Source organism: Micromonospora sp. KLBMP9576, from assembly GCF_050941805.1.
Lineage (GTDB): Bacteria > Actinomycetota > Actinomycetes > Mycobacteriales > Micromonosporaceae > Micromonospora.
On sequence record NZ_CP194567.1, the window covers coordinates 5,638,876 to 5,662,948 of the forward strand.

General features: G+C 69.8%; 21 protein-coding genes and 3 tRNA genes. All 24 read right to left on the reverse strand.

All coding sequences use genetic code 11. The annotated features are described in order from the left end of the window. Nucleotide 1: 1 nt before the first annotated feature. Complete coding sequence (gene fusA / locus ACQ452_RS25020) at nucleotides 2-2,098, reverse strand: elongation factor G (RefSeq protein ID WP_433387818.1); 2,097 nt, start codon at nucleotides 2,096-2,098, stop codon at nucleotides 2-4. A gap of 75 nt (nucleotides 2,099-2,173) precedes the next feature. After that, complete coding sequence (gene rpsG / locus ACQ452_RS25025; protein WP_433387820.1) at nucleotides 2,174-2,644, reverse strand: 30S ribosomal protein S7; 471 nt, start codon at nucleotides 2,642-2,644, stop codon at nucleotides 2,174-2,176. Nucleotide 2,645: 1 nt separating this feature from the next. Beyond that, nucleotides 2,646-3,020, reverse strand: coding sequence for a 30S ribosomal protein S12 (gene rpsL, locus ACQ452_RS25030; RefSeq protein ID WP_014440718.1), 375 nt, complete (start codon nucleotides 3,018-3,020; stop codon nucleotides 2,646-2,648). Between the two features lie 512 nt (nucleotides 3,021-3,532). Beyond that, the gene (locus ACQ452_RS25035) at nucleotides 3,533-3,880 is read right to left on the reverse strand and encodes a hypothetical protein (protein WP_433394402.1); all 348 of its coding nucleotides are present in this window, start codon (nucleotides 3,878-3,880) and stop codon (nucleotides 3,533-3,535) included. Nucleotides 3,881-4,307: 427 nt separating this feature from the next. Further along, a complete protein-coding gene (locus tag ACQ452_RS25040; protein ID WP_433387822.1) occupies nucleotides 4,308-4,679 on the reverse strand; it encodes a hypothetical protein in 372 nt (123 codons plus the stop codon). A gap of 111 nt (nucleotides 4,680-4,790) precedes the next feature. Further along, nucleotides 4,791-8,678: a DNA-directed RNA polymerase subunit beta' gene (locus ACQ452_RS25045; RefSeq protein WP_433387824.1), complete on the reverse strand. Its 3,888-nt coding sequence runs from the start codon at nucleotides 8,676-8,678 to the stop codon at nucleotides 4,791-4,793. Nucleotides 8,679-8,762: 84 nt separating this feature from the next. Then, nucleotides 8,763-12,194: a DNA-directed RNA polymerase subunit beta gene (locus ACQ452_RS25050; RefSeq protein ID WP_433387825.1), complete on the reverse strand. Its 3,432-nt coding sequence runs from the start codon at nucleotides 12,192-12,194 to the stop codon at nucleotides 8,763-8,765. A gap of 585 nt (nucleotides 12,195-12,779) precedes the next feature. Next, nucleotides 12,780-13,166: a 50S ribosomal protein L7/L12 gene (gene rplL / locus ACQ452_RS25055; protein WP_433387827.1), complete on the reverse strand. Its 387-nt coding sequence runs from the start codon at nucleotides 13,164-13,166 to the stop codon at nucleotides 12,780-12,782. Nucleotides 13,167-13,220: 54 nt separating this feature from the next. Further along, a complete protein-coding gene (gene rplJ / locus ACQ452_RS25060) occupies nucleotides 13,221-13,766 on the reverse strand; it encodes a 50S ribosomal protein L10 (RefSeq protein WP_433387829.1) in 546 nt (181 codons plus the stop codon). Nucleotides 13,767-14,150: 384 nt separating this feature from the next. Beyond that, nucleotides 14,151-14,840, reverse strand: a complete 690-nt coding sequence (locus ACQ452_RS25065; protein ID WP_433387830.1) for a hypothetical protein — start codon at nucleotides 14,838-14,840, stop codon at nucleotides 14,151-14,153. Then, nucleotides 14,837-15,691 (reverse strand): ATP-binding cassette domain-containing protein, encoded by an 855-nt coding sequence (locus ACQ452_RS25070; RefSeq protein ID WP_433387832.1) that lies wholly within the window; start codon nucleotides 15,689-15,691, stop codon nucleotides 14,837-14,839. Before ACQ452_RS25070 ends, ACQ452_RS25065 begins: the two co-directional genes overlap by 4 nt. A 76-nt stretch (nucleotides 15,692-15,767) precedes the next feature. Next, on the reverse strand, nucleotides 15,768-16,484 hold the full coding sequence (rplA, locus tag ACQ452_RS25075) for a 50S ribosomal protein L1 (protein ID WP_433387834.1): 717 nt from the start codon (nucleotides 16,482-16,484) through the stop codon (nucleotides 15,768-15,770). 84 nt (nucleotides 16,485-16,568) lie between these two features. Continuing rightward, on the reverse strand, nucleotides 16,569-17,000 hold the full coding sequence (gene rplK / locus ACQ452_RS25080) for a 50S ribosomal protein L11 (protein ID WP_433387836.1): 432 nt from the start codon (nucleotides 16,998-17,000) through the stop codon (nucleotides 16,569-16,571). 187 nt (nucleotides 17,001-17,187) lie between these two features. Beyond that, the gene (gene nusG, locus ACQ452_RS25085) at nucleotides 17,188-17,910 is read right to left on the reverse strand and encodes a transcription termination/antitermination protein NusG (protein ID WP_433387838.1); all 723 of its coding nucleotides are present in this window, start codon (nucleotides 17,908-17,910) and stop codon (nucleotides 17,188-17,190) included. Between the two features lie 38 nt (nucleotides 17,911-17,948). Beyond that, nucleotides 17,949-18,356, reverse strand: a complete 408-nt coding sequence (gene secE / locus ACQ452_RS25090; protein WP_433387839.1) for a preprotein translocase subunit SecE — start codon at nucleotides 18,354-18,356, stop codon at nucleotides 17,949-17,951. Between the two features lie 213 nt (nucleotides 18,357-18,569). After that, nucleotides 18,570-18,642 (reverse strand) — tRNA-Trp (locus ACQ452_RS25095). 128 nt (nucleotides 18,643-18,770) lie between these two features. Then, on the reverse strand, nucleotides 18,771-19,163 hold the full coding sequence (locus ACQ452_RS25100; protein ID WP_433387841.1) for a MaoC family dehydratase: 393 nt from the start codon (nucleotides 19,161-19,163) through the stop codon (nucleotides 18,771-18,773). Between the two features lies 1 nt (nucleotide 19,164). Continuing rightward, nucleotides 19,165-19,611: an FAS1-like dehydratase domain-containing protein gene (locus ACQ452_RS25105; protein WP_433387843.1), complete on the reverse strand. Its 447-nt coding sequence runs from the start codon at nucleotides 19,609-19,611 to the stop codon at nucleotides 19,165-19,167. A gap of 128 nt (nucleotides 19,612-19,739) precedes the next feature. Beyond that, nucleotides 19,740-19,907, reverse strand: a complete 168-nt coding sequence (gene rpmG / locus ACQ452_RS25110; protein WP_013288652.1) for a 50S ribosomal protein L33 — start codon at nucleotides 19,905-19,907, stop codon at nucleotides 19,740-19,742. Nucleotides 19,908-20,039: 132 nt separating this feature from the next. Further along, nucleotides 20,040-20,112 (reverse strand) — tRNA-Met (locus ACQ452_RS25115). A 25-nt stretch (nucleotides 20,113-20,137) separates the two neighbouring features. Then, nucleotides 20,138-20,210: transfer RNA gene (locus ACQ452_RS25120), tRNA-Thr, on the reverse strand. Between the two features lie 96 nt (nucleotides 20,211-20,306). Next, on the reverse strand, nucleotides 20,307-22,835 hold the full coding sequence (locus ACQ452_RS25125) for a putative bifunctional diguanylate cyclase/phosphodiesterase (protein ID WP_433387845.1): 2,529 nt from the start codon (nucleotides 22,833-22,835) through the stop codon (nucleotides 20,307-20,309). Between the two features lie 62 nt (nucleotides 22,836-22,897). Then, a complete protein-coding gene (locus tag ACQ452_RS25130) occupies nucleotides 22,898-23,071 on the reverse strand; it encodes a hypothetical protein (RefSeq protein WP_433387847.1) in 174 nt (57 codons plus the stop codon). A gap of 434 nt (nucleotides 23,072-23,505) precedes the next feature. After that, nucleotides 23,506-24,036, reverse strand: coding sequence for a GNAT family N-acetyltransferase (locus tag ACQ452_RS25135; RefSeq protein WP_433387849.1), 531 nt, complete (start codon nucleotides 24,034-24,036; stop codon nucleotides 23,506-23,508). Nucleotides 24,037-24,073: the final 37 nt, after the last annotated feature.

The following is a 24,073-nucleotide window of genomic DNA, read 5'->3' on the forward strand; positions in this document are numbered from 1 at the left end:
GTCACTCACCCGTCGCCTTGGCGATGATCTCCTTCGCGACCGAGGACGGAACCTCGGCGTAGGAGTCGAACTGCATGCTGTAGCTAGCCCGGCCCTGGGTCTTCGACCGCAGGTCGCCGACGTAGCCGAACATCTCCGACAACGGCACCAGGGCCCGGACGACGCGGGCGCCGTTGCGCTCCTCCATCGCCTGGATGATGCCGCGGCGGGAGTTGATGTCGCCGATGACGTCACCCATGTTCTCCTCCGGAGTGGTGACCTCAACAGCCATCATCGGCTCGAGCAGCGCGGGGTCGGCCTTGCGGGCCGCCTCCTTCATCGCCATCGAGCCGGCGATCTTGAACGCCATCTCCGACGAGTCGACGTCGTGGTACTGGCCGTCCACCAGGGTGAGCTTGACGCCCACCAGGGGGAAGCCGGCGAGGATGCCGTACTGCATGGCGTCCTGCGCGCCCGCGTCCACCGACGGGATGAACTCCCGGGGGATGCGGCCACCGGTCACGGCGTTCGAGAACTCGTAGGTCGGGGCGTCGTTGCCCAGCGGCAGCGGCTCCAGGGCGATGATCACCCGGGCGTACTGGCCGGAACCGCCGGTCTGCTTCTTGTGGGTGTACTCGACCTTCTCCACCTTGCGGCGGATGGTCTCGCGGTAGGCCACCTGCGGCTTGCCGATGTTGGCCTCGACGTTGAACTCGCGGCGCATCCGGTCGACCAGGATGTCCAGGTGCAGCTCGCCCATGCCGGAGATGACCGTCTGACCGGTCTGGTCGTCCAGCTTGACGCGGAAGGTCGGGTCCTCCTCGGCCAGCCGCTGGATGGCGGTGCTGAGCTTCTCCTGGTCGGCCTTGGTCTTCGGCTCGATGGCGACCTCGATGACCGGCTCCGGGAAGGTCATCGACTCCAGGATGACCTGCTTCGCCGGGTCGCAGAGGGTGTCACCCGTGGTGGTCTGCTTCAGACCCTGCACCGCGATGATGTCGCCGGCCTGGGCCGAGGCGCGCTCTTCCCGCTTGTTGGCGTGCATCTGGTAGATCTTGCCGATCCGCTCCTTGCGGTCCTTGGTGGAGTTGACCACCTGGGAGCCGGACTCGAGCGTGCCGGAGTAGATCCGCACGTAGGTGAGCTTGCCGAGGTGCTTGTCTGTCTGGATCTTGAAGGCCAGGCCGGCGAACGGCTCGGCGGCCGACGGCTTACGCACCAGCGGGGTCTCGCCGTCGGTGGCCAGGCCCTCGATCGCCGGGATGTCCAGCGGCGACGGAAGGTACGCGACGACCGCGTCCAGCATCGGCTGGATGCCCTTGTTCTTGAAGGCCGTGCCGGTGAGGACCGGGTTGGCCTTGCCGGCGATGGTGGACCGGCGGATGGCGGCCTTCATCTCCTCGACGGAGATCTCCTCGCCCTCCAGGTACTTCTCCATCACCGCGTCGTCGACGTCGGCCAGGGTCTCGACCAGCTTCTCGCGCCACTCCGCAGCGGAGTCGGCGAGGTCGGCCGGGATCTCCTCGATCGCGTAGTCGTCACCCTTCTGGGTCTCCCCGCGCCAGGTGAGCGCGCGCATCTCGACCAGGTCGACCACGCCGATGAAGTCGGACTCGGCACCGATCGGGATCTGGAGCACCAGCGGCGTGGCGTTGAGCCGGTCGATCATCATCTGCACGCAGCGGAAGAAGTCGGCACCGGTCCGGTCGAGCTTGTTGACGAAGCACATCCGAGGGACGTTGTACTTGTCGGCCTGGCGCCAGACGTTCTCCGTCTGGGGCTCCACGCCAGCGACACCGTCGTAGACCGCGACCGCACCGTCCAGCACCCGCAACGACCGCTCGACCTCGACCGTGAAGTCGACGTGGCCGGGCGTGTCGATGATCTGGATCGTGTGGCCCTTCCACTCACACTTGGTGGCAGCGGAGGTGATGGTGATGCCACGCTCCTGCTCCTGCTCCATCCAGTCCATGACGGCAGCGCCCTCGTGGACCTCACCGATCTTGTACGTGATACCGGTGTAGAACAGGATCCGCTCAGTGGTCGTGGTCTTACCGGCATCGATGTGCGCCATGATGCCGATGTTGCGTACGTTGGCGAGCGCGTCTGCGGCGGCCACTTCAATCCCTACTTATCGTCGTCTCGACACAACTGGTGGCGGTTCCGGCGCCACGAGGGCGCCGGAACCAGGGTGTTACCAGCGGTAGTGCGCGAAGGCCTTGTTGGACTCGGCCATCTTGTGCGTGTCCTCGCGCCGCTTGACGGCGGCACCCAGACCGTTGCTCGCGTCCAGCAGCTCGTTCATCAGCCGCTCGATCATGGTCTTCTCGCGGCGGGCGCGAGAGTAGGTGACCAGCCAGCGCAGGCCCAGGGTGGTGGCCCGGGAGGGGCGCACCTCGACCGGAACCTGGTAGGTGGCGCCACCGACGCGGCGGCTACGGACCTCGAGGGTCGGCTTGACGTTGTCCATCGCCCGCTTGAGGGTGACGACCGGGTCGGTGCCGGACTTCTCGCGGCAGCCCTCGAGGGCGGCGTAGACGATGCGCTCGGCGAGCTGACGCTTACCGCGCATGAGGATCTTGTTCACCAGCTGGGTGACCAGCGGCGAGTTGTACACCGGGTCAGCGACCAGCGGATTCCGCGGAGCGGGTCCCTTACGCGGCATGTCAGCTCTTCTCCTTCTTCGCGCCGTAACGGCTGCGCGCCTGCTTGCGGTTGCGGACACCCTGGGTGTCCAGCGAACCGCGGACGATCTTGTACCGCACGCCGGGGAGGTCCTTCACCCGGCCGCCGCGGACGAGCACGATCGAGTGCTCCTGCAGGTTGTGGCCGACGCCCGGGATGTAGGCGGTCACCTCGATCTGGCTGCTGAGCTTGACACGAGCGACCTTGCGCAGCGCCGAGTTCGGCTTCTTGGGGGTGGTGGTGTACACGCGGGTGCACACGCCGCGCCGCTGAGGGGAACCCTTCAGCGCCGGGGTCTTGGTCTTGCTCGTCTTTGCCTGGCGGCCCTTTCGGACCAGCTGCTGGATCGTGGGCACCGGGTTTCTCCGCTCCCTTCGACCGCCTGGTGGCGGCCGCGCCGTCTGCCGTAGCCGACCTGATAGCCGACTCTCCTACATTTCGGCCAGGGCCGCCTCGCGGCGTCCCGGCACCCGCGGTCGGGCGTGTCGCCCGAGTCACGGTCCCGGCGCCGACGCTTGCGCGTGTCGACCGGGTCCTGCCCCGGTGCACGGCAGGCCGCGCGCCGGGTCTGTGGCTTTGTCGTGCTCCCACGCGATCTCCGGCTCACCGGATCCAGCGCACGCACGAGTCGCCCGGGCACGCCCGGGCGCAAGGGGAAAGAGTACCTACCACAACCGCACAGGTCAAAACGGAGCGGCTGGCGGGACGTCCACCGCCCGCCGATCGAACCCGTAGCGCCTACTTGCCCGTGGTGGGCACCTACCGGGCCCGAGCCCGCCCGTGATGGGCACCTACCGGGGCAAGTGTACCGGCTTCCGTACGGACCGGCCCCGTCGACCCCGTCACGCCCGCGTGCGGGCCGCCGGGGTCAGCCGAGCGCCAACAGCAACGCCAGCCCCAGGCCGAGAAGGCTGAGCAGCAGCCCCGCCGCGCCACAGCTGATCCCGGCCACCGCCAGGCCACGCCCGGTGAACCGGACCGCCGGCGGCCCCGCCGGGCGGCGGATCTGCCGCAGCCCCAGCAGTCCGGCCACGCCCGCTCCCGCGCCGGTCAGCACGCCCAGCACCGTGACGGCGCCGGCAGCCCAGGCGCCGCCCGAGCTGGCGACCGCCCCGAGGCAGATCACCAGGAGCGCGACGAGCGTCGAGACGACGCCGGCCACCAGGGAACCCAGGGCCAGGCCGGAGGTGACCGGCGGCACGTCGAGCTGCACCACACCGAACGGCGTGCCCGCGACCGGGTCGACCCGCTTCGGCGGCCGGGCGGCCTCGCGCGGGGGCGGCGGCGGGGCCGGGCCCCAGCCGGCGGGCGACGGGCCCGCGGGCGCGGCACCCCAGCCGGCACCCGGGTGCGTCACCCGAACCGGCGGCGGGGCGCCCCACGACGGTCCCGGCGGCGGATACCCCGGGGACGGGGTGTCCCGCCCCCCGTCGGGTCGCGTCCAGCCCGGCTGGCCGGGCGGTGCGGCCTGCGGGTTCGCGGCGGGGTGCGCCACGGGATCGCCGCCCGGGTAGCGCGCCGGATCCGTCACGGGTCCTCCTGTCGACGTCTCGGCGTCCACCGCCGCGCGAGGGACACCGGCCAGGCTACCGCCGCCGGGCCGACCGCCCGCGCCCGGCGTGAACCGTCCCTGCGGCGGCGGGTCAGTCCACGTTCGGGGCGAAGTCCTGCCCGTAGGGCGTGTCGGCGAGCCGGACCACCCCGAGCACCACCGCGGTCACCACGCTCACGGCCACCAGCACCAGGCCCGTCCAGGCCAGCCGCTCCCCCCGCCGCAGCCAGGCCGAACCGGTCAGGAAACCCCCCGAGGCGTACGCCTCCCGGCGCGCCTGACGGGCCAGCTGGAGGGCCAGCGTGGCCGGCACCACGCCGCCGACGAACAGACCGGTCAACGCGCCGATCAGCCCCAGTGCGAAGACCGCCCGCGCCTTGGTGGCCCGGGCCGGGTCGGGGTCGAGCGGGTGGCGGGGCGGCCCCGGCGGGGCGACGGGCGCCTGCCCGGGTGCGGTCGTCATGCCCCCCATCATGCCCCGCTGCGCACCGCCACCGCGCCCGCACGGCCCACCCCGACCCCCGGACACGACGAGGCCCCCGGCGGATGCCGGGGGCCTCGTCGATCGTGCTGCCTAGCGGTACGACCCGAAGTCGAAGTCGTCCAGCGGAACCGCCTGGCCGCTGGCCGGCCCGAAGCCGTAGTCGGTCTCCGGGTAGCCGGTCATCGAGTAGACCTTGGCCTTCGCCTCCTCGGTCGGCTCCACCCGGACGTTGCGGTACTTGCTGATGCCGGTACCGGCCGGGATGAGCTTACCGATGATCACGTTCTCCTTGAGGCCGACGAGCGAGTCGCTGCGCGAGTTGATCGCCGCGTCGGTCAGCACCCGGGTGGTCTCCTGGAAGGAGGCCGCCGAGAGCCAGGAATCGGTGGCCAGCGAGGCCTTGGTGATACCCATGAGCACCGGGCGGCCGGCGGCGGGCTCGCCGCCCTCGGAGACGAGTCGGCGGTTCTCCGACTCGAACAGCGCCCGGTCGACCAGCACGCCCGGCAGGAACTCGGTCGCGCCGGAATCGATCACCGTCACCCGCTTGAGCATCTGGCGGATGATGATCTCGATGTGCTTGTCGTGGATGAGCACACCCTGCGAGCGGTAGACCTCCTGGACCTCACTGGTCAGGTGGACCTGGACCGCCCGCGGTCCCATGATCCGCAGAAGCTCGTGCGGGTCGATGGTGCCCTCGGTCAGCTTCTCGCCGACCGCGACGTGACCGCCGTCGTGGGTCCGCAGCTTGACCCGCTTCGAGATCTTGTCGTAGACGATCTCGTCGCTGCCGTCGTCCGGCACCACGATGATCTTCCGCGACCGCTCGCCGTCCTCGATCCGGATCCGACCGGGGGTGTCGGCGATGGGCGCCTTGCCCTTCGGGACCCGGGCCTCGAAGATCTCCTGGACACGCGGCAGACCCTGGGTGATGTCCTCACCCGCGACACCACCGGTGTGGAAGGTACGCATCGTCAGCTGCGTGCCCGGCTCACCGATCGACTGGGCGGCGATGATGCCGACCGCCTCGCCGATGTCGACCGACTTGCCGGTCGGCAGCGACCGGCCGTAGCAGGCCGCGCAGACGCCCAGCTTCGACTCGCAGGTCAGCACGCTGCGCACCCGGACCGTCTCGGTCCCGGCGGCGACGATCCTGTCGACCAGGATCGAGTTGAGGTCCTGGCCCCGCTCGGCGACGACGACGCCGTCCGGCCCCTTGATGTCGTCGGCCAGCGTACGGGCGTGCACGCTGGTCTCCGCGTGCTCGTGCACCACCAGCTTGCTGTCGCGCCGGTCACCGATCTGCATCGGGATGGCCCGGTCCGTGCCGCAGTCCTCCTCGCGGATGATGACGTCCTGCGAGACGTCCACCAGACGACGGGTCAGGTAACCCGAGTCGGCGGTCCGCAGGGCGGTGTCCGCGAGGCCCTTACGGGCACCGTGCGTGGAGATGAAGTACTCCAGCACGGACAGACCCTCCCGGTAGCTGGCCTTGATCGGCCGCGGGATGATCTCGCCCTTCGGGTTCGCCACCAGACCACGGATCGCCGCGATCTGCCGGAGCTGGAGCAGGTTACCGCGGGCGCCCGAGTGGATCATCTTCCACAGCGGGTTCTCCTGCGGCAGCGCGGTGTCCATCTCCTTGGCGACCTCGTTGGTCGCGTTGGTCCAGATCTGGATGAGCTCGCCGCGACGCTCCTCCGAGGTCATCAGACCGCGCTGGTACTGCTTGTCGATCTGGTCGGCTTCCTTCTCGTACCGCGCCAGGATCTCCCGCTTGCGCGGCGGCGCGATGACGTCCTCCATGCCGATCGTCACGCCGGACCAGGTGGCCCAGTGGAAGCCGGCCTCCTTGAGCCCGTCCAGGGTGGCGGCCAGCGCCACCTTGGGGAAGCGCTCGGCGAGGTCGTTGACGATCGCGGAGAGCTGACCCTTGCGGATCTCGTAGTTCACGAAGCGGTAGCCCTGCGGCAGCGTCTCGTTGAACAGCACCCGGCCGAGGGTCGTCTCGACGGTCAGCGCCTCGCCCTCGGTCCAGCCCTCCGGGGCGGTCCACGCCTCGGCGCCGGCGCCGTTGTCGACCCCGACCACGCCCCGCAGGCGGATCTTCACCGGGGCCTGCAGGTGCAGTTCGCCGTTGTCGTACGCCATCCGCGCCTCGGCGTCCGAGCTGAACGCCCGGCCCTCGCCCTTCTCACTCGCGGTGAGGTGGGTGAGGTGGTAGAGGCCGATGACCATGTCCTGGGTGGGCATGGTGACCGGCTTGCCGTCGGCCGGCTTGAGGATGTTGTTGGACGACAGCATCAGGATCCGTGCCTCGGCCTGGGCCTCGGCGGACAGCGGCACGTGCACCGCCATCTGGTCACCGTCGAAGTCGGCGTTGAACGCGGTGCAGACCAGCGGGTGGATCTGGATGGCCTTGCCCTCGACGAGCTGCGGCTCGAAGGCCTGGATGCCCAGGCGGTGCAGGGTCGGCGCCCGGTTCAGCAGGACCGGGTGCTCGCCGATGACCTCTTCCAGCACGTCCCAGACGACCGGCCGCTGCCGCTCGACCATCCGCTTGGCGGACTTGATGTTCTGCGCGTGGTTGAGGTCGACCAGCCGCTTCATCACGAACGGCTTGAACAGCTCCAGCGCCATCTGCTTGGGCAGGCCGCACTGGTGCAGCTTGAGCTTCGGGCCGACCACGATGACCGAACGGCCGGAGTAGTCGACGCGCTTGCCCAGCAGGTTCTGCCGGAACCGGCCCTGCTTGCCCTTGAGCATGTCGGAGAGCGACTTCAGCGGGCGGTTGCCCGGCCCGGTGACCGGCCGGCCGCGGCGGCCGTTGTCGAACAGCGCGTCGACGGCCTCCTGGAGCATTCGCTTCTCGTTGTTGACGATGATCTCGGGGGCGCCGAGGTCGATCAGCCGCTTGAGGCGGTTGTTCCGGTTGATCACGCGGCGGTACAGGTCGTTCAGGTCGGAGGTCGCGAAGCGACCGCCGTCGAGCTGCACCATCGGGCGCAGGTCCGGCGGGATGACCGGGACGCAGTCGAGCACCATGCCGAGCGGCGAGTTGCGGGTGTTCAGGAACGCCGCGACGACCTTGAGCCGCTTGAGCGCGCGGATCTTGCGCTGACCCTTGCCGGAGCGGATGGTCTCGCGCAGGTTCTCGGCCTCGGCGCCGAGGTCCATGTTCTGCACCAGCGCCTTGATGGCCTCGGCGCCCATGCCGCCGGTGAAGTACTCGCCGAAGCGGTCCCGCAGCTCGCGGTAGAGCAGTTCGTCGGTGACGAGCTGCTTCGGCTCCAGCTTGCGGAAGGTGTCCAGCACCTCGTCCAGGCGGTCGATCTCGCGCTGGGCCCGGTCGCGGATCTGGCGCATCTCGCGCTCTCCGCCCTCCTTGACCTTGCGCCGGACGTCCGCCTTGGCACCCTCGGCCTCCAGCTCGGCCAGGTCGGCCTCGAGCTTGGTGGCGCGCTTCTCGATCTCCGAGTCGCGGCTGTTCTCGGCCTGCCGCTTCTCGGCGAGGATCTCGTTCTCGATCGTCGAGAGGTCACGGTGACGCGACTCGGCGTCCACGCTGGTCACGACGTACGAGGCGAAGTAGATGATCTTTTCGAGATCCTTGGGGGCCAGGTCCAGCAGGTAGCCCAGCCGGCTCGGCACGCCCTTGAAGTACCAGATGTGGGTCACCGACGCGGCGAGCTCGATGTGACCCATTCGCTCGCGCCGCACCTTCGACCGGGTCACCTCGACGCCGCAGCGCTCGCAGATGATGCCCTTGAACCGGACCCGCTTGTACTTACCGCAGTAGCACTCCCAGTCCCGCTGCGGACCGAAGATCTTCTCGCAGAAGAGCCCGTCCTTTTCCGGCTTCAGGGTGCGGTAGTTGATCGTCTCAGGCTTCTTGACCTCACCGTGCGACCACTGACGGATGTCGTCGGCGGTGGCGAGGCCGATACGCAGCTCGTCGAAGAAGTTGACGTCGAGCACTATGTCCCCTATGCGTCGTCTGTACTGCTAGCTAGCTAGTGGGTGGAGGTCGGGAGCCGGCAAGCCGGCCCCCGACCACTCACCTCAGACCTCTTCGACCGAGCTCGGCTCGCGCCGGGACAGGTCGATGCCCAGCTCCTCCGCGGCGCGGAACACCTCGTCGTCGGTCTCGCGCATCTCCAGGGCCACGCCGTCGCTGGACAGCACCTCGACGTTGAGGCACAGCGACTGCAGCTCCTTGAGCAGCACCTTGAACGACTCCGGGATGCCCGGCTCCGGGATGTTCTCGCCCTTGACGATCGCCTCGTAGACCTTGACCCGGCCGAGGACGTCGTCGGACTTGATCGTCAACAGCTCCTGCAGGGCGTACGCGGCGCCGTACGCCTGCATCGCCCAGCACTCCATCTCACCGAAGCGCTGACCACCGAACTGCGCCTTACCACCCAGCGGCTGCTGCGTGATCATCGAGTACGGACCGGTCGACCGTGCGTGGATCTTGTCGTCGACCAGGTGGTTGAGCTTCAGGATGTAGATGTAGCCGACCGCGATCGGGTCCGGCAACGGCTCACCGGAGCGGCCGTCGAAGAGCTGCGCCTTGCCGCTGGAGCCGATCAGCTGCTTGCCGTCCCGGTTGGGCAGGGTCGACGAGAGCAGACCGGAGATCTCCTCCTCGCGGGCGCCGTCGAAGACCGGCGTGGCCACGTTGGTGTCCGGCTCCGACTCGTGCGCCTCGATGGAACGAAGCTGGCGCTTCCACTCGGTGTCGTCGCCGTCGACGCTCCACCCCGTCTTAGCCACCCAGCCGAGGTGCGTCTCCAGCACCTGGCCGATGTTCATCCGGGACGGCACACCCAGCGGGTTGAGCACGATGTCGACAGGCGTGCCGTCCTCCAGGAACGGCATGTCCTCGATCGGCAGGATCTTGGAGATAACGCCCTTGTTGCCGTGCCGGCCGGCGAGCTTGTCACCGTCCTGGATCTTCCGCTTCTGGGCGACGTAGACCCGCACCAGCTCGTTGACGCCCGGCGGCAGCTCGTCGCCGTCCTCGCGCGAGAAGGTACGCACGCCGATGACCGTGCCGGTCTCGCCGTGCGGCACCTTCAGCGAGGTGTCGCGCACCTCGCGCGCCTTCTCACCGAAGATCGCACGGAGCAGCCGCTCCTCCGGGGTCAGCTCGGTCTCGCCCTTGGGCGTGACCTTGCCGACCAGGATGTCACCGGGAACGACCTCGGCACCGATCCGGATGATGCCGCGCTCGTCGAGGTCGGCGAGCATTTCCTCGCTGACGTTCGGGATGTCGCGGGTGATCTCCTCCGGGCCGAGCTTGGTGTCCCGGGCGTCGACCTCGTGCTCCTCGATGTGGATCGAGGTGAGCACGTCCTGCTGCACGAGGCGCTGCGACAGGATGATCGCGTCCTCGTAGTTGTGACCCTCCCAGCACATGAACGCCACGAGCAGGTTGCGCCCGAGCGCCATCTCGCCCTCGTCCGTGCAGGGACCGTCGGCGATGACCTGGCCGGCCTCGACGCGGTCGCCCTCGAAGACGACCGGCTTCTGGTTGACGCAGGAGCCGGCGTTGGAGCGGCGGAACTTGTGCAGCAGGTACGTGCGGCGGTGGCCGTCGTCCTGGTGGATGGTGATGTAGTCGGCGCAGAGGTCCTCGATGACACCGCCGACCTCGGCGACCACCACGTCACCGGCGTCGACGGCGGCACGGTATTCCATGCCGGTGCCGACGAGCGGGGACTCGGCCTTGACCAGCGGCACCGCCTGGCGCTGCATGTTCGCGCCCATCAGTGCCCGGTTGGCGTCGTCGTGCTCGAGGAACGGGATCATCGCGGTCGCGACCGAGGTCATCTGCCGCGGCGACACGTCCATGTAGTCCACGGCGCCCGGCACGACGTCCTCGGTCTCGCCACCCTTACGGCGACACAGGACCCGGTCCTCGGCGAAGGTGCCGTCGGCCTTCAGCGGCGCGTTGGCCTGGGCCTTGACGAACCGGTCCTCCTCGTCCGCGGTCAGGTAGTCGATCTGGTCGGTGACCCGACCCTCGACGACCTTCCGGTACGGCGTCTCGATGAAGCCGAACGGGTTGACCCGGGCGAAGGTGGACAGCGCGCCGATCAGGCCGATGTTCGGGCCTTCCGGCGTCTCGATCGGGCACATCCGGCCGTAGTGGGACGGGTGCACGTCGCGGACCTCGAAGCCGGCCCGCTCCCGGGACAGACCACCCGGGCCGAGCGCGCTCAGCCGGCGCCGGTGGGTCAGGCCCGCCAGCGGGTTGGTCTGGTCCATGAACTGGGAGAGCTGCGAGGTGCCGAAGAACTCCTTGATCGCCGCCACCACCGGGCGGATGTTGATCAGGGTCTGCGGCGTGATCGCCTCGACGTCCTGGGTGGTCATCCGCTCGCGGACGACGCGCTCCATCCGGGACAGACCGACCCGGACCTGGTTCTGGATCAGCTCACCCACGGTACGCAGGCGCCGGTTGCCGAAGTGGTCGATGTCGTCGGCCTCGTAGCTGTCCTCACCGGCGTGCAGCCGGCAGAGGTACTCCACGGTGGCGACGATGTCGTCCTCGGTCAGGGTGCCGGTGGTGATCGGCACCTGCAGCTCGAGCTTCTTGTTGAACTTGTAACGACCGACCTTGGCGACGTCGTACCGCTTCGGGTTGAAGAAGAGGTTGTCGAGCAGGGTCTGGGCGTTCTCGCGGGTCGGCGGCTCGCCAGGGCGCAGCTTGCGGTAGATGTCTAGCAGCGCCTCGTCCGCGCCGGCGATGTGGTCCTTCTCGAGCGTGGTCATCATCAGCTCGGACCAGCCGAACCGCTCGCGGATCCGCTCGGCCGACCAACCGACGGCCTTGAGCAGGACCGTGACGGCCTGCCGGCGCTTGCGGTCGATGCGGACACCGACCGTGTCGCGCTTGTCGATGTCGAACTCCAGCCAGGCGCCCCGGCTGGGAATGACCTTGACGCTGGTGAGGTCGCGGTCGGAGGTCTTGTCCGGCTGCTTGTCGAAGTAGACGCCCGGGGACCGGACGAGCTGACTCACCACGACGCGCTCGGTGCCGTTGATGATGAAGGTGCCCTTCGGCGTCATCATCGGGAAGTCACCCATGAACACCGTCTGGCTCTTGATCTCGCCGGTGGTGTTGTTGGTGAACTCCGCGGTCACGAACAGCGGGGCGCAGTAGGTCAGGTCCTTCTCCTTGCACTCCTCGATCGAGGCCTTGACCTCGTCGAAGCGCGGGGCGGAGAAGGAGAGTGACATGGTGCCGGAGAAGTCCTCAATGGGACTGATCTCATGGAGGATCTCCGCGAGACCCGAGCGTGCGTGCGGGTCGTCCGCCGACCGGCCCTGCCAAGCCTCGTTGCCGACGAGCCAGTCGAAGGACTCGTTCTGAATGGCGAGGAGGTTGGGGACCTCGAGGTGTTCGGTGATCCTGCCGAATGAAACTCGGCGGGGAGCGAATGCGCTCGACGTACGACTGGTCTTCGCAGGGCGGGAAGCTGCCAAGATGCGTCCTTCCGAGGACCGGTGCTGCAGAACGGCTGGTACGCGTGCACTCCAATGACCCCACCGGAAATATCCGTAAACGGACATTTCCGGGCAGGGGTCAAGTCGGAAGGCAGCGCAAACTAGCAGTGTAGCCGAGAGGCTAACCGCTGTCCAGCCCACCCCGCAGGTAGTCGCGGAACGTGCCTCGGGGCCCCTCTGACGGGGTCTCACCGGGCCGCTCGGAACGCGACGTTCCTGCCGGGCCGCTCGGGTGCCGCAGCCGATGGTGTCGCCGCTGCCATTACCCAAGTGGTGGCCGTTGCAAGCGCGGAAGGTCTTGCTGGTGTCAGCGTGCCTGTCAGCCCGGGGCCGCGTCAAGGCCCGGCATCCGGGTCGCCGCCTCTTTCCCACCGACGGGCTACCGCCGGGACCCCGGCCGACACCCCGTACGGGTGCCGCCGACCTGCTCACCGCCCTGCCGGGCGAACCCGCCAGGTCCGGTACGCACCAAGACGGCGGGCGGCGATCCAGTGTCGGATCACCGCCCGCCGTGACGCGATCTGCCCGCTCAGGTGAGCCGGCGTGCGCCTGGTGGTGCTCAGGTCACTTGAGGGTGACCTTGGCGCCTTCGCCCTCGAGCTTGGCCTTGGCCTTGTCGGCGGTCTCCTTGTTGGCGTTCTCCAGAACGGCCTTCGGAGCGGCCTCGACCAGGTCCTTGGCCTCCTTGAGGCCCAGGCCGGTCAGCTCGCGCACGACCTTGATGACCTGGATCTTCTTGCCGCCGTCAGCCTCGAGGATGACGTCGAACGAGTCCTTCTCCTCCTCGACCGGGGCAGCCGGGCCGGCCGGGCCGGCAGCGCCGGCGACGGCGACCGGAGCCGCGGCGGTGACCTCGAAGGTCGTCTCGAACTGCTTCACGAACTCGGAGAGCTCGATCAGCGTCATCTCCTTGAACGCGTCGAGCAGCTCGTCGTTGCTGAGCTTCGCCATAGCTGGCGTCCTTTCCTGAATCTGTTAGGTAAGAACTGGGTGCGCCGGGGGGCCTCAGGCCGCCTCGGCGCCCTCCTTCTCGCGCTTGTCCTGCAGGGCAGCCGCCAGACGGGCGGTCTTCGACAGCGGGGCCTGGAACAGGGCCGCGGCCTTGCTCAGGTTGCCCTTCATCGCGCCGGCCAGCTTGGCCAGCAGCACCTCGCGGGACTCCAGGTCGGCGAGCTTCGTGACCTCGGCCGCGGTGATGGCCTTGCCCTCGAAGACGCCGCCCTTGATGACGAGCTTCGGGTTGGCCTTCGCGAAGTCGCGAAGACCCTTCGCCGCCTCGACGACGTCGCCCGAAACGAAAGTCAGCGCGGTAGGACCGGTGAACATCTCGTCGAGACCGGAGATGCCAGCGTCGGTCGCGGCACGCTTCGCGAGCGTGTTCTTCGCGACGGTGTAGCTGGTCTCCGCGCCGAGCGAGCGTCGCAGCTGGGTGAGCTGGGAAACCGTCAGACCGCGGTACTCGGTGAGCACCGTGGCGCCCGCGTTGCGGAAGTTCTCGGTCAGCTCAGCGACGGCCGTGGCCTTGTCGGCCCGGATCGGCTTGTCCGCCATGTCCCTCCTCTCTCGTTACTCGAGGCCGGTCACCGTCGTCGGCCGAAGCCTTCGACGGGGGCGCAGGTGCCACGACAACGAAAAAGCCCCGGCGCAGGGCGCGCGGGGCGAGGGCCGGAACACGGCACGGTCGGCGGACCATGCTGGACACCGAAATTTCGCTTACCGCCCTGCGCGGGTCGCCCGTCGTCGCGGACCTTCGACCGTGCCGGAGCACGGTGACCAGCGGTCTCTGGGTGGAACTTCGGGGCCAAGGTTACGCGAGGGGGCCGCCACCACCAAATCGCCCCCTGGTGTGCCAGGTCACTGCCCCGTCACGAAGGGCCGGAGCCCTCCAGCCGGCGTCCGGGCCGCGCCGGACGGCCCGACCGGAAGCGGCGGCCGTCAGGGCCGGAAACGGCGCCACCACAGGTATGCGGCGCCGGCCGTCGCGCTCCAGACGGCGGCCCAGGCGGTGAGCAGGACGACCGTCGACGCGGCCAGGTCGCCGGCGGCGGCCCGCGCGGTAGCCATGACCGGCGGTGCCAGCCAGGGCGCCACCGAGTCGCTCAGGCCGAGGACGACCGCCCCGACCCCGCCGAGGGCGAGCACCGCGACGCCGTAACCGGCACCACCCGTCGAGGCGCGGCTGGCCAACGCCCCGAGCGCCACCGCGGCGGGTACGGCCAGCAGGTGCGCCCACAGCCCGACGGCGATGCCCACCGGCACCGACCGGTCGCCCGGCTCCACCGAGCCGGCGATTCCGCCGACGAGCCACGGGAAGACCAGCGCGACGGCCACCGTGCCGAGCCCTGCCACGCCGGCCGCGAGCAGCCCGGCCAGGCGCTCCCGGCGCGCCCCGACCAGCGCCCGGGCCAGCCGGCGCTGCACGTCCGGCTCGACGTCCAGCAACACCTTGGCCTGCCAGGCCAGCACCGGGAAGAGCACCACCGCCGAGACGCCGTAGGCCTCCCCCGGCTGTGCCCGGCCGCCGCCGTAGAGGACGCTGAGGGCCACCAGGCCGGCGAGCAGCGGGGCCAGGGCCCGTCCGGTACGCAGGAAGCCCGCCAACCGCAGCCGGAGCAGCGCGGTCACCGCGGTCCGCCGGTGATCCCGCCGGTGGCCTCCGGTGCCCGGGCCACGGGCGCCACACCGGCGTCCGCAGCCCCCGTCGGCGGCCTCCCGGCGTCGTCGGGGGCGACCACGCCGACCGAGGCAGGCGGACGTACGCGAAGGATCTGGTGGCCGTCGGCGCGCAGCCGGGCGACGGTGCCGTCGACCCGTGCCGCCGGGACCGCGATCTCGACCACCGCCAGCGCCGGGTCGGCCGACGGGGCGCTGGCGACGACCGTGCCGTCCGCCACCGTCCACCTGCGGGCTCCGGGCAACCGGCCGATCTCGCCGCGGTGGTCGCTGACCAGCACCGACCCGCCCGCCGCCGCGACCTCGTCGATCACCGCGGGCACCAGGTCCCGGGTCACGGCGTCGAGGCCCTCCCACGGCTCGTCGAGCACCAGCAGGCCGGGCGGACGCAGCACCGCCTGGGCCAGGCCGACCTTCTGGGCGGTGCCCTTGGACAGTTCCGGCAGCCGGACCCGGCGGAACCCGGACAGGCCCAGCCGGGAGGTCCAGTGGTCGACCGCGCGGCCGGCAGCCGTCGGGTCGAGACCGGCGACACGTCCCATGGCGGTCAGGTAGCGCTCGACGGTGAAGGGCTGGTCGGCCGGAAAGCGCTCCGGGACCCAGCCGACGTGCCGGGGTCGACCGGTGACCCGCCCCCGGCTCGGCCGCAGCACCCCGGCTGCCACCTGGAGCAGGGTTGACTTACCCGCGCCGTTGCGGCCGAGCACGACGACCACCTCGCCGGGGCCGACCCGCACCCCGGCCGCCCGCAGCACCCACGGGCCCCGCCGTCGGTAACGCAGCCAGACGTTCTCCAGGCGCACCGGCCGAGCATGCCACAACCGACACGGAACGGGGCGCCGCCACGATGTGGCGACGCCCCGTTCCGGGTACGGAGGCTCAGGCGTCGGCCGAGCCCTCCTGCAGGTTCTTCACCACGTTGGGGTCGACCGGAACGCCCGGGCCCATGGTCGTGGTGAGGGTGATCTTCTTGAGGTACTTGCCCTTCGCGGCGGACGGCTTGGCCCGCAGGACCTCGTCGAGGACCGCCGCGTAGTTGTCGACCAGCTGGGTCTCGGAGAACGAGGCCTTGCCGATGATCAGGTGCAGGTTGGAGTGCTTGTCCACCCGGAAGGTGATCTTGCCGCCCTTGATGTCCGAGACGGCCTTGGTGACGTCCATGGTCACCGTGCCGGTCTTCGGGTTCGGCATGAGACCGCGCGGGCCCAGGATCCGCGCGATCCGACCGATCTTGGCCATCTGGTCCGGCGTGGCGATCGCCGCGTCGAAGTCGAGCCAACCACCCTGGATGCGGGCGACCAGCTCGTCGGTGCCCACCTCGTCCGCACCGGCGGCGACGGCCTCCTCGGCCTTCGCGCCGGCCGCGAAGACGATCACGCGGGCGGTCTTACCGGTGCCGTGCGGCAGGTTGACCACGCCGCGGACCATCTGGTCCGCCTTGCGGGGGTCGACGCCGAGGCGCATGGCGACCTCGACCGTGGCGTCGAACTTGGCGGTGGTGGTGTCCTTGGCCAGCTTCACGGCCTCGGCGGGGGTGTAGAGCTTCGCCCGGTCGATGACCTCGGCGGCCTTACGGTAGCTCTTGCTGCGCTGCATGTTCTGCGTACTCCTGTGGTCTATGGCGGGCCGCGGTGTTCGCGCGCCCTCCCACGAACTGTTCGGGTCAGTGCTGAGACGACGTCAGTCGTTGACGACGATGCCCATCGACCGGGCGGTGCCAGCGATGATCTTCGCGGCCTGGTCGACGTCGTTGGCGTTGAGGTCGACCATCTTCTTCTCGGCGATCTCCCGCAGCTGGGCCTGCGACACGGAGCCCACCTTGTCCTTCTGCGGGACGCCCGAGCCCTTGTCGACACCGGCGGCCTTGAGCAGCAGCCGGGCGGCGGGCGGGGTCTTCAGGACGAAGGTGAAGCTGCGGTCCTCGAAGACGCTGATCTCGGCGGGGACGATGTCGCCCCGCTGGGACTCGGTCTGCGCGTTGTAGGACTTGCAGAACTCCATGATGTTCACGCCGTGCTGACCGAGCGCGGGGCCGACCGGCGGCGCCGGCGTGGCCTGACCGGCCTTCAGCTGAAGCGTGAACGTCTTGACTAGCTTCTTCTTCGGAGGCATGTCACTTCCTGGGGCTTGGAACTGGGACGAAAGGTGCCGGTCGCAGACGCGCACGGTCAGCGCGATGCGACAGCGACGACGTTCTAGAGTAGCGCAGCATCCCGCCGCCCCCCGCGCCGAGGTCGGGCGGGAGGGCGCAACGGGTACGCCGGCGGCGGGCCGCTGCCCACCGCCGGCGATCCGGACGTCAGATCTTGGCGACCTGGTTGAAGTTCAGCTCGACCGGCGTCTCGCGGCCGAAGATCGACACCAGGACCTTGAGCTTCTGCTGGTCGGCGTTGATCTCGCTGATCGTCGCCGGCAGCGAGGCGAAGGCACCGTCGGTGACGGTGACCGAGTCGCCGACCTCGAAGTCGAGGACCCTGATCTCGGGCTTGGCCTTCTTCTGCTCGGTCTCGACGGCCGGCGCCAGCCACTTCAGCACCTCGTCGAGGGAGAGCGGGGCCGGACGGTCGGCCCGGTCCGTCGCACCCACGAAGCCGGTGACCCCCGGCGTATTGCGCACGCAGGAGTAGGACTCGGCGGTCAGCTCCATCCGGACCAGGATGTAGCCCGGGAAGACCTTCGCCTGGACCTGCGACCGCTTCCCGTTCTTGACCTCCACCTCTTCCCGGGTCGGCACCTCGACCTGGTAGATGTAGTCCTCCATGTCGAGGCTCGTGATCCGGGTCTCGAGGTTGGTCTTGACCTTGTTCTCGTAGCCGGCGTACGAGTGCACCACGTACCAGTCGCCCGGCGCGTAGCGCAGCTTCTGGCGCAGCTCGGCGACCGGGTCGTAGTCCTCGTCCGGTGCGGGCTCGGTGGTGGGGAACTCCGGCTCGCTGGCGGCCTCGATCGACTCGTCACCAGCCGCCGTCGCCACCGTGGACTGCTCGCCCGTGGTCTCGGCGGTCTCGTCGTACTCAGGCACGCTCGCTCACTTCCGTCACTATCGGCTCAGTCGGCCGGTCAGCTGGGGTTGCCGAAGACCCACAGCACGCCCTTCGCGAAGGCGAAGTCAAGGCCGGCCACGATCGTCAGCATCACCGCGACGAAGACGACCACCACGGCCGTGTAGGTCAGCAGCTCCTTGCGGGTCGGCCAGATGACCTTACGCAGCTCAGCCACGACCTCGCGGATGAATCGGGCGATGCGGCCGAAGAACCCCACGCGGTCGGTTTCCGCCTTGGTCTTCGGCTGGCTGTCCGCCGAGTCCGCCTTCGCCCGCGAACGCGTCGCGGTGCCGCCCCGGGAGACCGGCTCCTCGGCGTCGGAGGCGTCGTCGTCCGTGGCGTCGTCGTCGGCCACGCCGTCGACGATCTCGTCAGGTAGACGATCGTCGCCAGCGTCCTCGCCGCGCCGCTTCTTGTCGGCCACTTCGCCCTCCGTCGCGGGATGTCGGGTCGCACGCTTGAGGGCGTGCGCGGCGTGTGGTCACGCCGGCCGGACCAACCGTCCCGCGACGGGCCGCGGCCGGCGGATCAGCCGAGAGGGCCCGAATGCCTCGGAGCCACCCCGCCGATGCCACCACCACGGGCCGGACGCCGCCATACGGCGGCGCGACCCACGGGAACGGTCAGGCCTGAGGCGCAGGGGTGACAGGACTTGAACCTGCAGCCTGCGGTTTTGGAGACCGCTGCTCTGCCAATTGAGCTACACCCCTGTGCGGCAACGCTCACCCCACGCGGTCGTGCACGACCGTGCAGGGGTTACTTGCCCCACGGCGGACCAGTGTACGGGTAGCGGCACCACTTTCCCAACCGGTCCGCCCCTTGCGCGTCGGGAGCCTGGTCAGCGGGCCGCTCTGACCGTCGCGCGCGCCTGCGAGAGCACCTTCTCCCCCCGGCAGGTCGCGGTCACGTCCAACCGGGTCAGGCCGTCGTCGGTGACCTCCCGGACCACCGCCGTCACCTCGATCTCGGTGCCCTCGTCGTCGTCCGGCACGACCACCGGCCGGGCGAAGCGCACGTTGTAGTCGACGACCGCGTCCGGCGCCCCGGCCCACCCCGTCACCGCGCGGCCGACCAGCGCCATGGTGAACATGCCGTGGGCGATCACGCCCGGCAGACCCACCTCCGTGGCCCGCCGGTCGCTCCAGTGGATCGGGTTGAAGTCCCCCGAGGCGCCGGCGTAGCGGACCAGGTCCGCGCGCGTCACCCGGAACGTCCTGGCTGGCAGTTCCATCTCAGCCCTTCCCGCGTACGACGAGCTTCGACCACACCGTGACGACAGGCTCGCCGGCGGCGGTCGCGACCTCGGTGCGGGTGGTCAGGAAGCCGTGCCCGCCACGGCTGCTCACGTCGTCGATGACGCTGACACAGACCAGCTCGTCCCCCGCGACCACCGCACGGGTGTAGGCGAAGCGCTGGTCGCCGTGGACCACGCGGCTGTAGTCGACGCCGAGGGCCGGGTCGTCGATGATCTGCTGGTTCGCCGCCATGGTCAGCACGATGGGGAAGGTCGGCGGGGCGACCACGTCGGGGTGGCCGAGAGCACGGGCCGCCACCGGGTCGTGGTGGGCCGGGTCGGTGGCGCCGATCGCGGTGGCGAACTCGCGGATCTTTTCTCGGCCCACCTGGTAGGGGGCGGTCGGCGGATAACTCCGGCCGACGAAGGACGGGTCCAGGGACATGCCGCGAACCTACACGCAGACGACGATCGCCGATCCGCACGGTCGGCGGCGGCATGGAGCCGCGCCGTCCCTGCAGACCGGCGATCGGGAAGTGCAAGCGGAGCGGGCCGGCGGGTGCCGGCCGTCAGTCAGCGGGTCTCGCGGTGCACCGTGTGCTTGCCGTCCCGCGGGCAGAACTTCTTCAGCTCGATGCGGTCCGGGTCGTTACGACGGTTCTTACGCGTGATGTAGTTGCGCTCCTTGCACTCCACACACGCCAAAGTGATCTTCGGCCGAACATCGGTCGCCTTCGCCACGGCGGAGTGCCTTCCTCGCTACGGGTAACAACTACAGCGCATCAGCCTACGCGCTGATGACGCGGACATGCAAAGTGGGCGCCCAGGGCGCCCAACCCACCGGCCGCCGGGAACCAGCCCGGTGGACGAGAGTAGCGATGGCCGGACTTGAACCGGCGACACAGCGATTATGAGTCGCTTGCTCTACCACCTGAGCTACACCGCCGTGGCGGGTCCAGCCGGACCCTCTGAGCCCCCTTACGGAATCGAACCGTAGACCTTCTCCTTACCATGGAGACGCTCTGCCGACTGAGCTAAGGGGGCCTGCGCGATCTCCCCGGGGGGCGACGCGCAGGGGATACATTACACGGCGACGCGGCGGAGCAGAAATCGGATCCCCCACCAGGGCGTTTCCGCAGATCAGGGCACGACCCGCAGCCGGGGCAGCTCGCCCGGTGAGATCGTCTCCGGATCCACCTGGGCGCCGAACCAAGCCTCCAGCCGCTCGTACGGCAACGGCCGGCTGAACAGGAAGCCCTGGCCGATCTCGCAGCCGATGTCCTGGAGCAGCTCCAGGGTCAGCTCACTCTCCACGCCCTCGGCGACCACGGCCAGGCCGAACTGCTGGGAGAGCGTGACCACCGCGTTGACGATCGCCAGGTCGCCCGGATCCGTCGCCATGCCCTGCACGAAGGAGCGGTCGACCTTCACCTCGTGCACCGGCAGCCGGCGCAAATGGGCCAGGGACGAGTCGCCGGTGCCGAAGTCGTCCACCGACAGCCGTACGCCGAGGTCCCGCAGGCGTCGCAGGGTCGGGATGGGCCGGTCGGTACCGTCCAGCACCCCGGCCTCCTTGATCTCCAGCGTCAGCCGCTGCGGCGGCACGCCGTACTCGTCGAGCAGTTCCTGGACGCGGGCCGGGAAGTGCTGGTCGGTGAGCGTACGGGCGGAGAGGTTGACCGCGACGGCGAGCGGCTGGCCGGCGTGCGTCCAGTCCCGGCTGCGCCGCAGCCCCTCGCGGAGCACGAACTCGGTGAACCTGCCGAGCTGACCGGTGTGCTCGGCCACCGCCACGAAATCCTCCGGGGCGACAGTGCCGTGCGCCGGGTGCTCCCAGCGGGCCAGGCACTCCACGCCGAGCAACCGGCGCTCCCGCAGCGTCACCTTGGGCTGGAAGTAGACCTCCAGCTGGCCCTCGTCCAGCGCGCGTCGCAGGTCCGCGGCGAGGCCGAGCCGCCGCAGCGAGCGGGACTCCATCGTCGGGCTGAAGAGTTGCACGCTGCCCGGTACGGACTTGGCCGCCGTCGCCGCGAGGTCCACCCGTTGCAGCAGGGACGCGGCGTCGCTGCCGTGGTCCGGGTGCACGGCGACACCGACCGCCGTGTCCACGTCGAGGGTGAGCGCGTCGAAGACCATCTCGTCGCGGATCTGCTCGCGCAGCTGCGCGGCCAGTTCCATGGCCGCCACCGCGCTCTCCAACCGCAACGTCACCAGGAACTCGTCCCCGCCGGCCCGCCCCACCAGGGCCGACGAGGGTACGCAGGAACGCAGCCGGTCCGCGACCTCCACCAGCACCTTGTCGCCGGCGGCGTGCCCGAGCGACTCGTTGACCTGGCGTAGCTGGTCGACGTCGAACAGCAGCAGTGCCACCACCTCGCCGGGCGCGCGGATCTTGACGGCCTCCTCCAGCGCGCCGGTGATCCGCCGCCGATTGGGCAGCTTGGTCAGCGTGTCGTGGTACGCGTCGTGCCGCAGCCGGTCGACCAGCCGCGAATTCTCCAGCGCCACCGCGGCGTGCGCCGCCACCGTCTCGAAGACGGGGATGTCGCTACCGGTGAAGTGGCCGACGTCGCTGAGCCGGTTGGCGACCTCCAGCGTGCCGATCACGGCCTGCCCGGAGCGCAGCGGCACCACGATGACGTCCTTGATCTTGCCGCTGTTCAGCGCGCGGCGGGCCGCCTGCCCGCCCTCGAAGGCCCGGCCGACCGTGACGGTGCGGCCTTCGTTCGCTGCCTGGTCACGCAGCTCCTGCGGGGTGGGCACGACGTCCAACAGCCCGGGGTCGTCCACCCGGGCGGTGAGCAGGACCTCCGGGTGCCGGCCCTGGGCCGGCATCCAGAGCGTGGCGTACTCGGCCTGCATCAGGGCGCGCACCCGACCGAGCAGCGCGTCGACAAGGGCGCCGTCCTGGCCCCGTTCCCCGATCGCGCGGGTGAGGTCGTACATCTCGGAGAGCGTGCGGTGCTGGCGGAAGAACTGCGCGTACGACCGGTAGACCAGGATGAGCGCCGCGCCCAGCGCCGCCAGCAACGCCGCGGACCAGTACGTCTCGGTGACCGCGATCAGGATGATCAGGCCCAGGCACACGTTGATCGCGGCGGTGAGCAGCGCGGGTGGCACCGTACGCAGGGCGTCGCGCCCGGCCTGCCACCCCTGCAGCAGGGTGTGCACGCCCACGATTCCCGCGAGGCTGACGAGGAAGACCGCGGCCACCGCGGCGGACAGGATCGGCCAGGTGCCGGGGCCGACGTTCTGCATCGGCGGCAGCGCCTGCAGGACGAGCCCGGCGAGGGACGTCCCCGCTGCCGCCTTGGCCACGTTGAACCAGAACTTCGCCGGGGCGAAGCGGTGCCGGGTCTGGGTGACCGCCGACGCCACCGTGTAGATGATCACCACGGTGAGGGGCGGCAGGAGGTAGAACGCGATGACGAGGGGGATCTCGGTCAGGGTGGCGCCGAACGACTGCCGCCGGACGACGAAGTTCAGGACCGGCATGCCGAACCCGACCATCACGCCCAGCAGCGCCGCCGCCAGCCACCATTCGCCGAACGCCGGGTCGGCGACGAGGCTCGTCAGGGTGGAACAGACTACGGCGACGAACGCCAGCGGGCCCGTGATGAACCAGGCATGGTGTGTCGATCGGCGACGCACATGTTCACGCTGGGCCATCGGGCTCCCTACGTGCCGGTCCGGCCTCCGCCGGCCGGGCCGGCGACGTCATGGAGCAGAGCTCAGCGCGCGTCGCTGATGGGGGCGACCTCTGGGTTGCTGGTCCAGATCAGGTCACCGGTCCAGATCAGGTCACCGGTCTGGAGGTCGGCGACCACGTCGAAGAGGCCGATGAGCACGGCGGCGGCAAGCACGAGGAGCGAGCCACTCAGTCGGCCCAGCTTTCGACCAGACATGTTTGCTCCTGTCGGGGAAGTGTCACGGGGATGGTGGAGGTTCCACGATCGTGCCACACGGCAGGTATCCAGAAAAGCGGCGAGAACACCGCTGAGCCGATGCGCCGACGAGGTTCCGCCGTTCGGCTCGGGCGTCGCCCCGACCGTGCCCTGATCACGGCCCTGAGCAGCCATCGTGCACTTCGCACATTGCGGAATACGACCTTCCACGCAATTCGTGGAGGGTCGGGGGAACTCACCCCCGGGCGTACGCGCCTTCACCGTGGATGCCCCCCACGGGCAGGAGGGGGAGCGACCGAACATCGACCACCATACTCGTTCTGCGCCGACATGCCAGGGCTGTGACGATGGCTGACAAATCTCCCGTCGCGCCCGGAGCCGTGACCGGCGAGGGCGCACCGGACGGGGGCCCGCGCGGTGTCCCTCCAGTGTGGTCAGGGCGACGCCCCGGGCCCGCCATCCGCGCCGCGCTGCCACGGGCGGTCGATCGCGTACAGCACCTGACGCGCGTCGAACTCCTCGAACGCGTCGACCCGGACCATGCCGAGGGCTTCCAGGAGGCGCACCGATCGGAGGTTCGCCTCCTGGGTGACAGCGATCAGGCGGACGTCGTCCGGAAACCGGTCGACGGCCAGATCGAGGGCCGCCGCGCACGCCTCCCGGGCGTACCCACGTCCCCACCACTCCGGCAGGAAGACGTACGACAGTTCCAGGTCTCCCGTGCGGTACCGGCCGAGGTGGCACCAGCCGACGACCTCTCCGGAACCCCGCGCCACCATCATCCCGCCCGTGTGGTCGCCCGCCGACCGTTCGGTCGCCACCGCGTCAGACACCGGGCCGCCGAGGTAGCGCCGCATCACCGGGTCCTGCCACATCCGCTCGAGCACCGGCAGGTCGGACCGCCGGACCTCCCGCAGTAGGAGGCGTTCCGTCCTCAGCAGTGCCTCGCCCGACCCGGTGCCCATCGGCTCATCCTCCACCGGGACCCCGGTCACCCAGGCA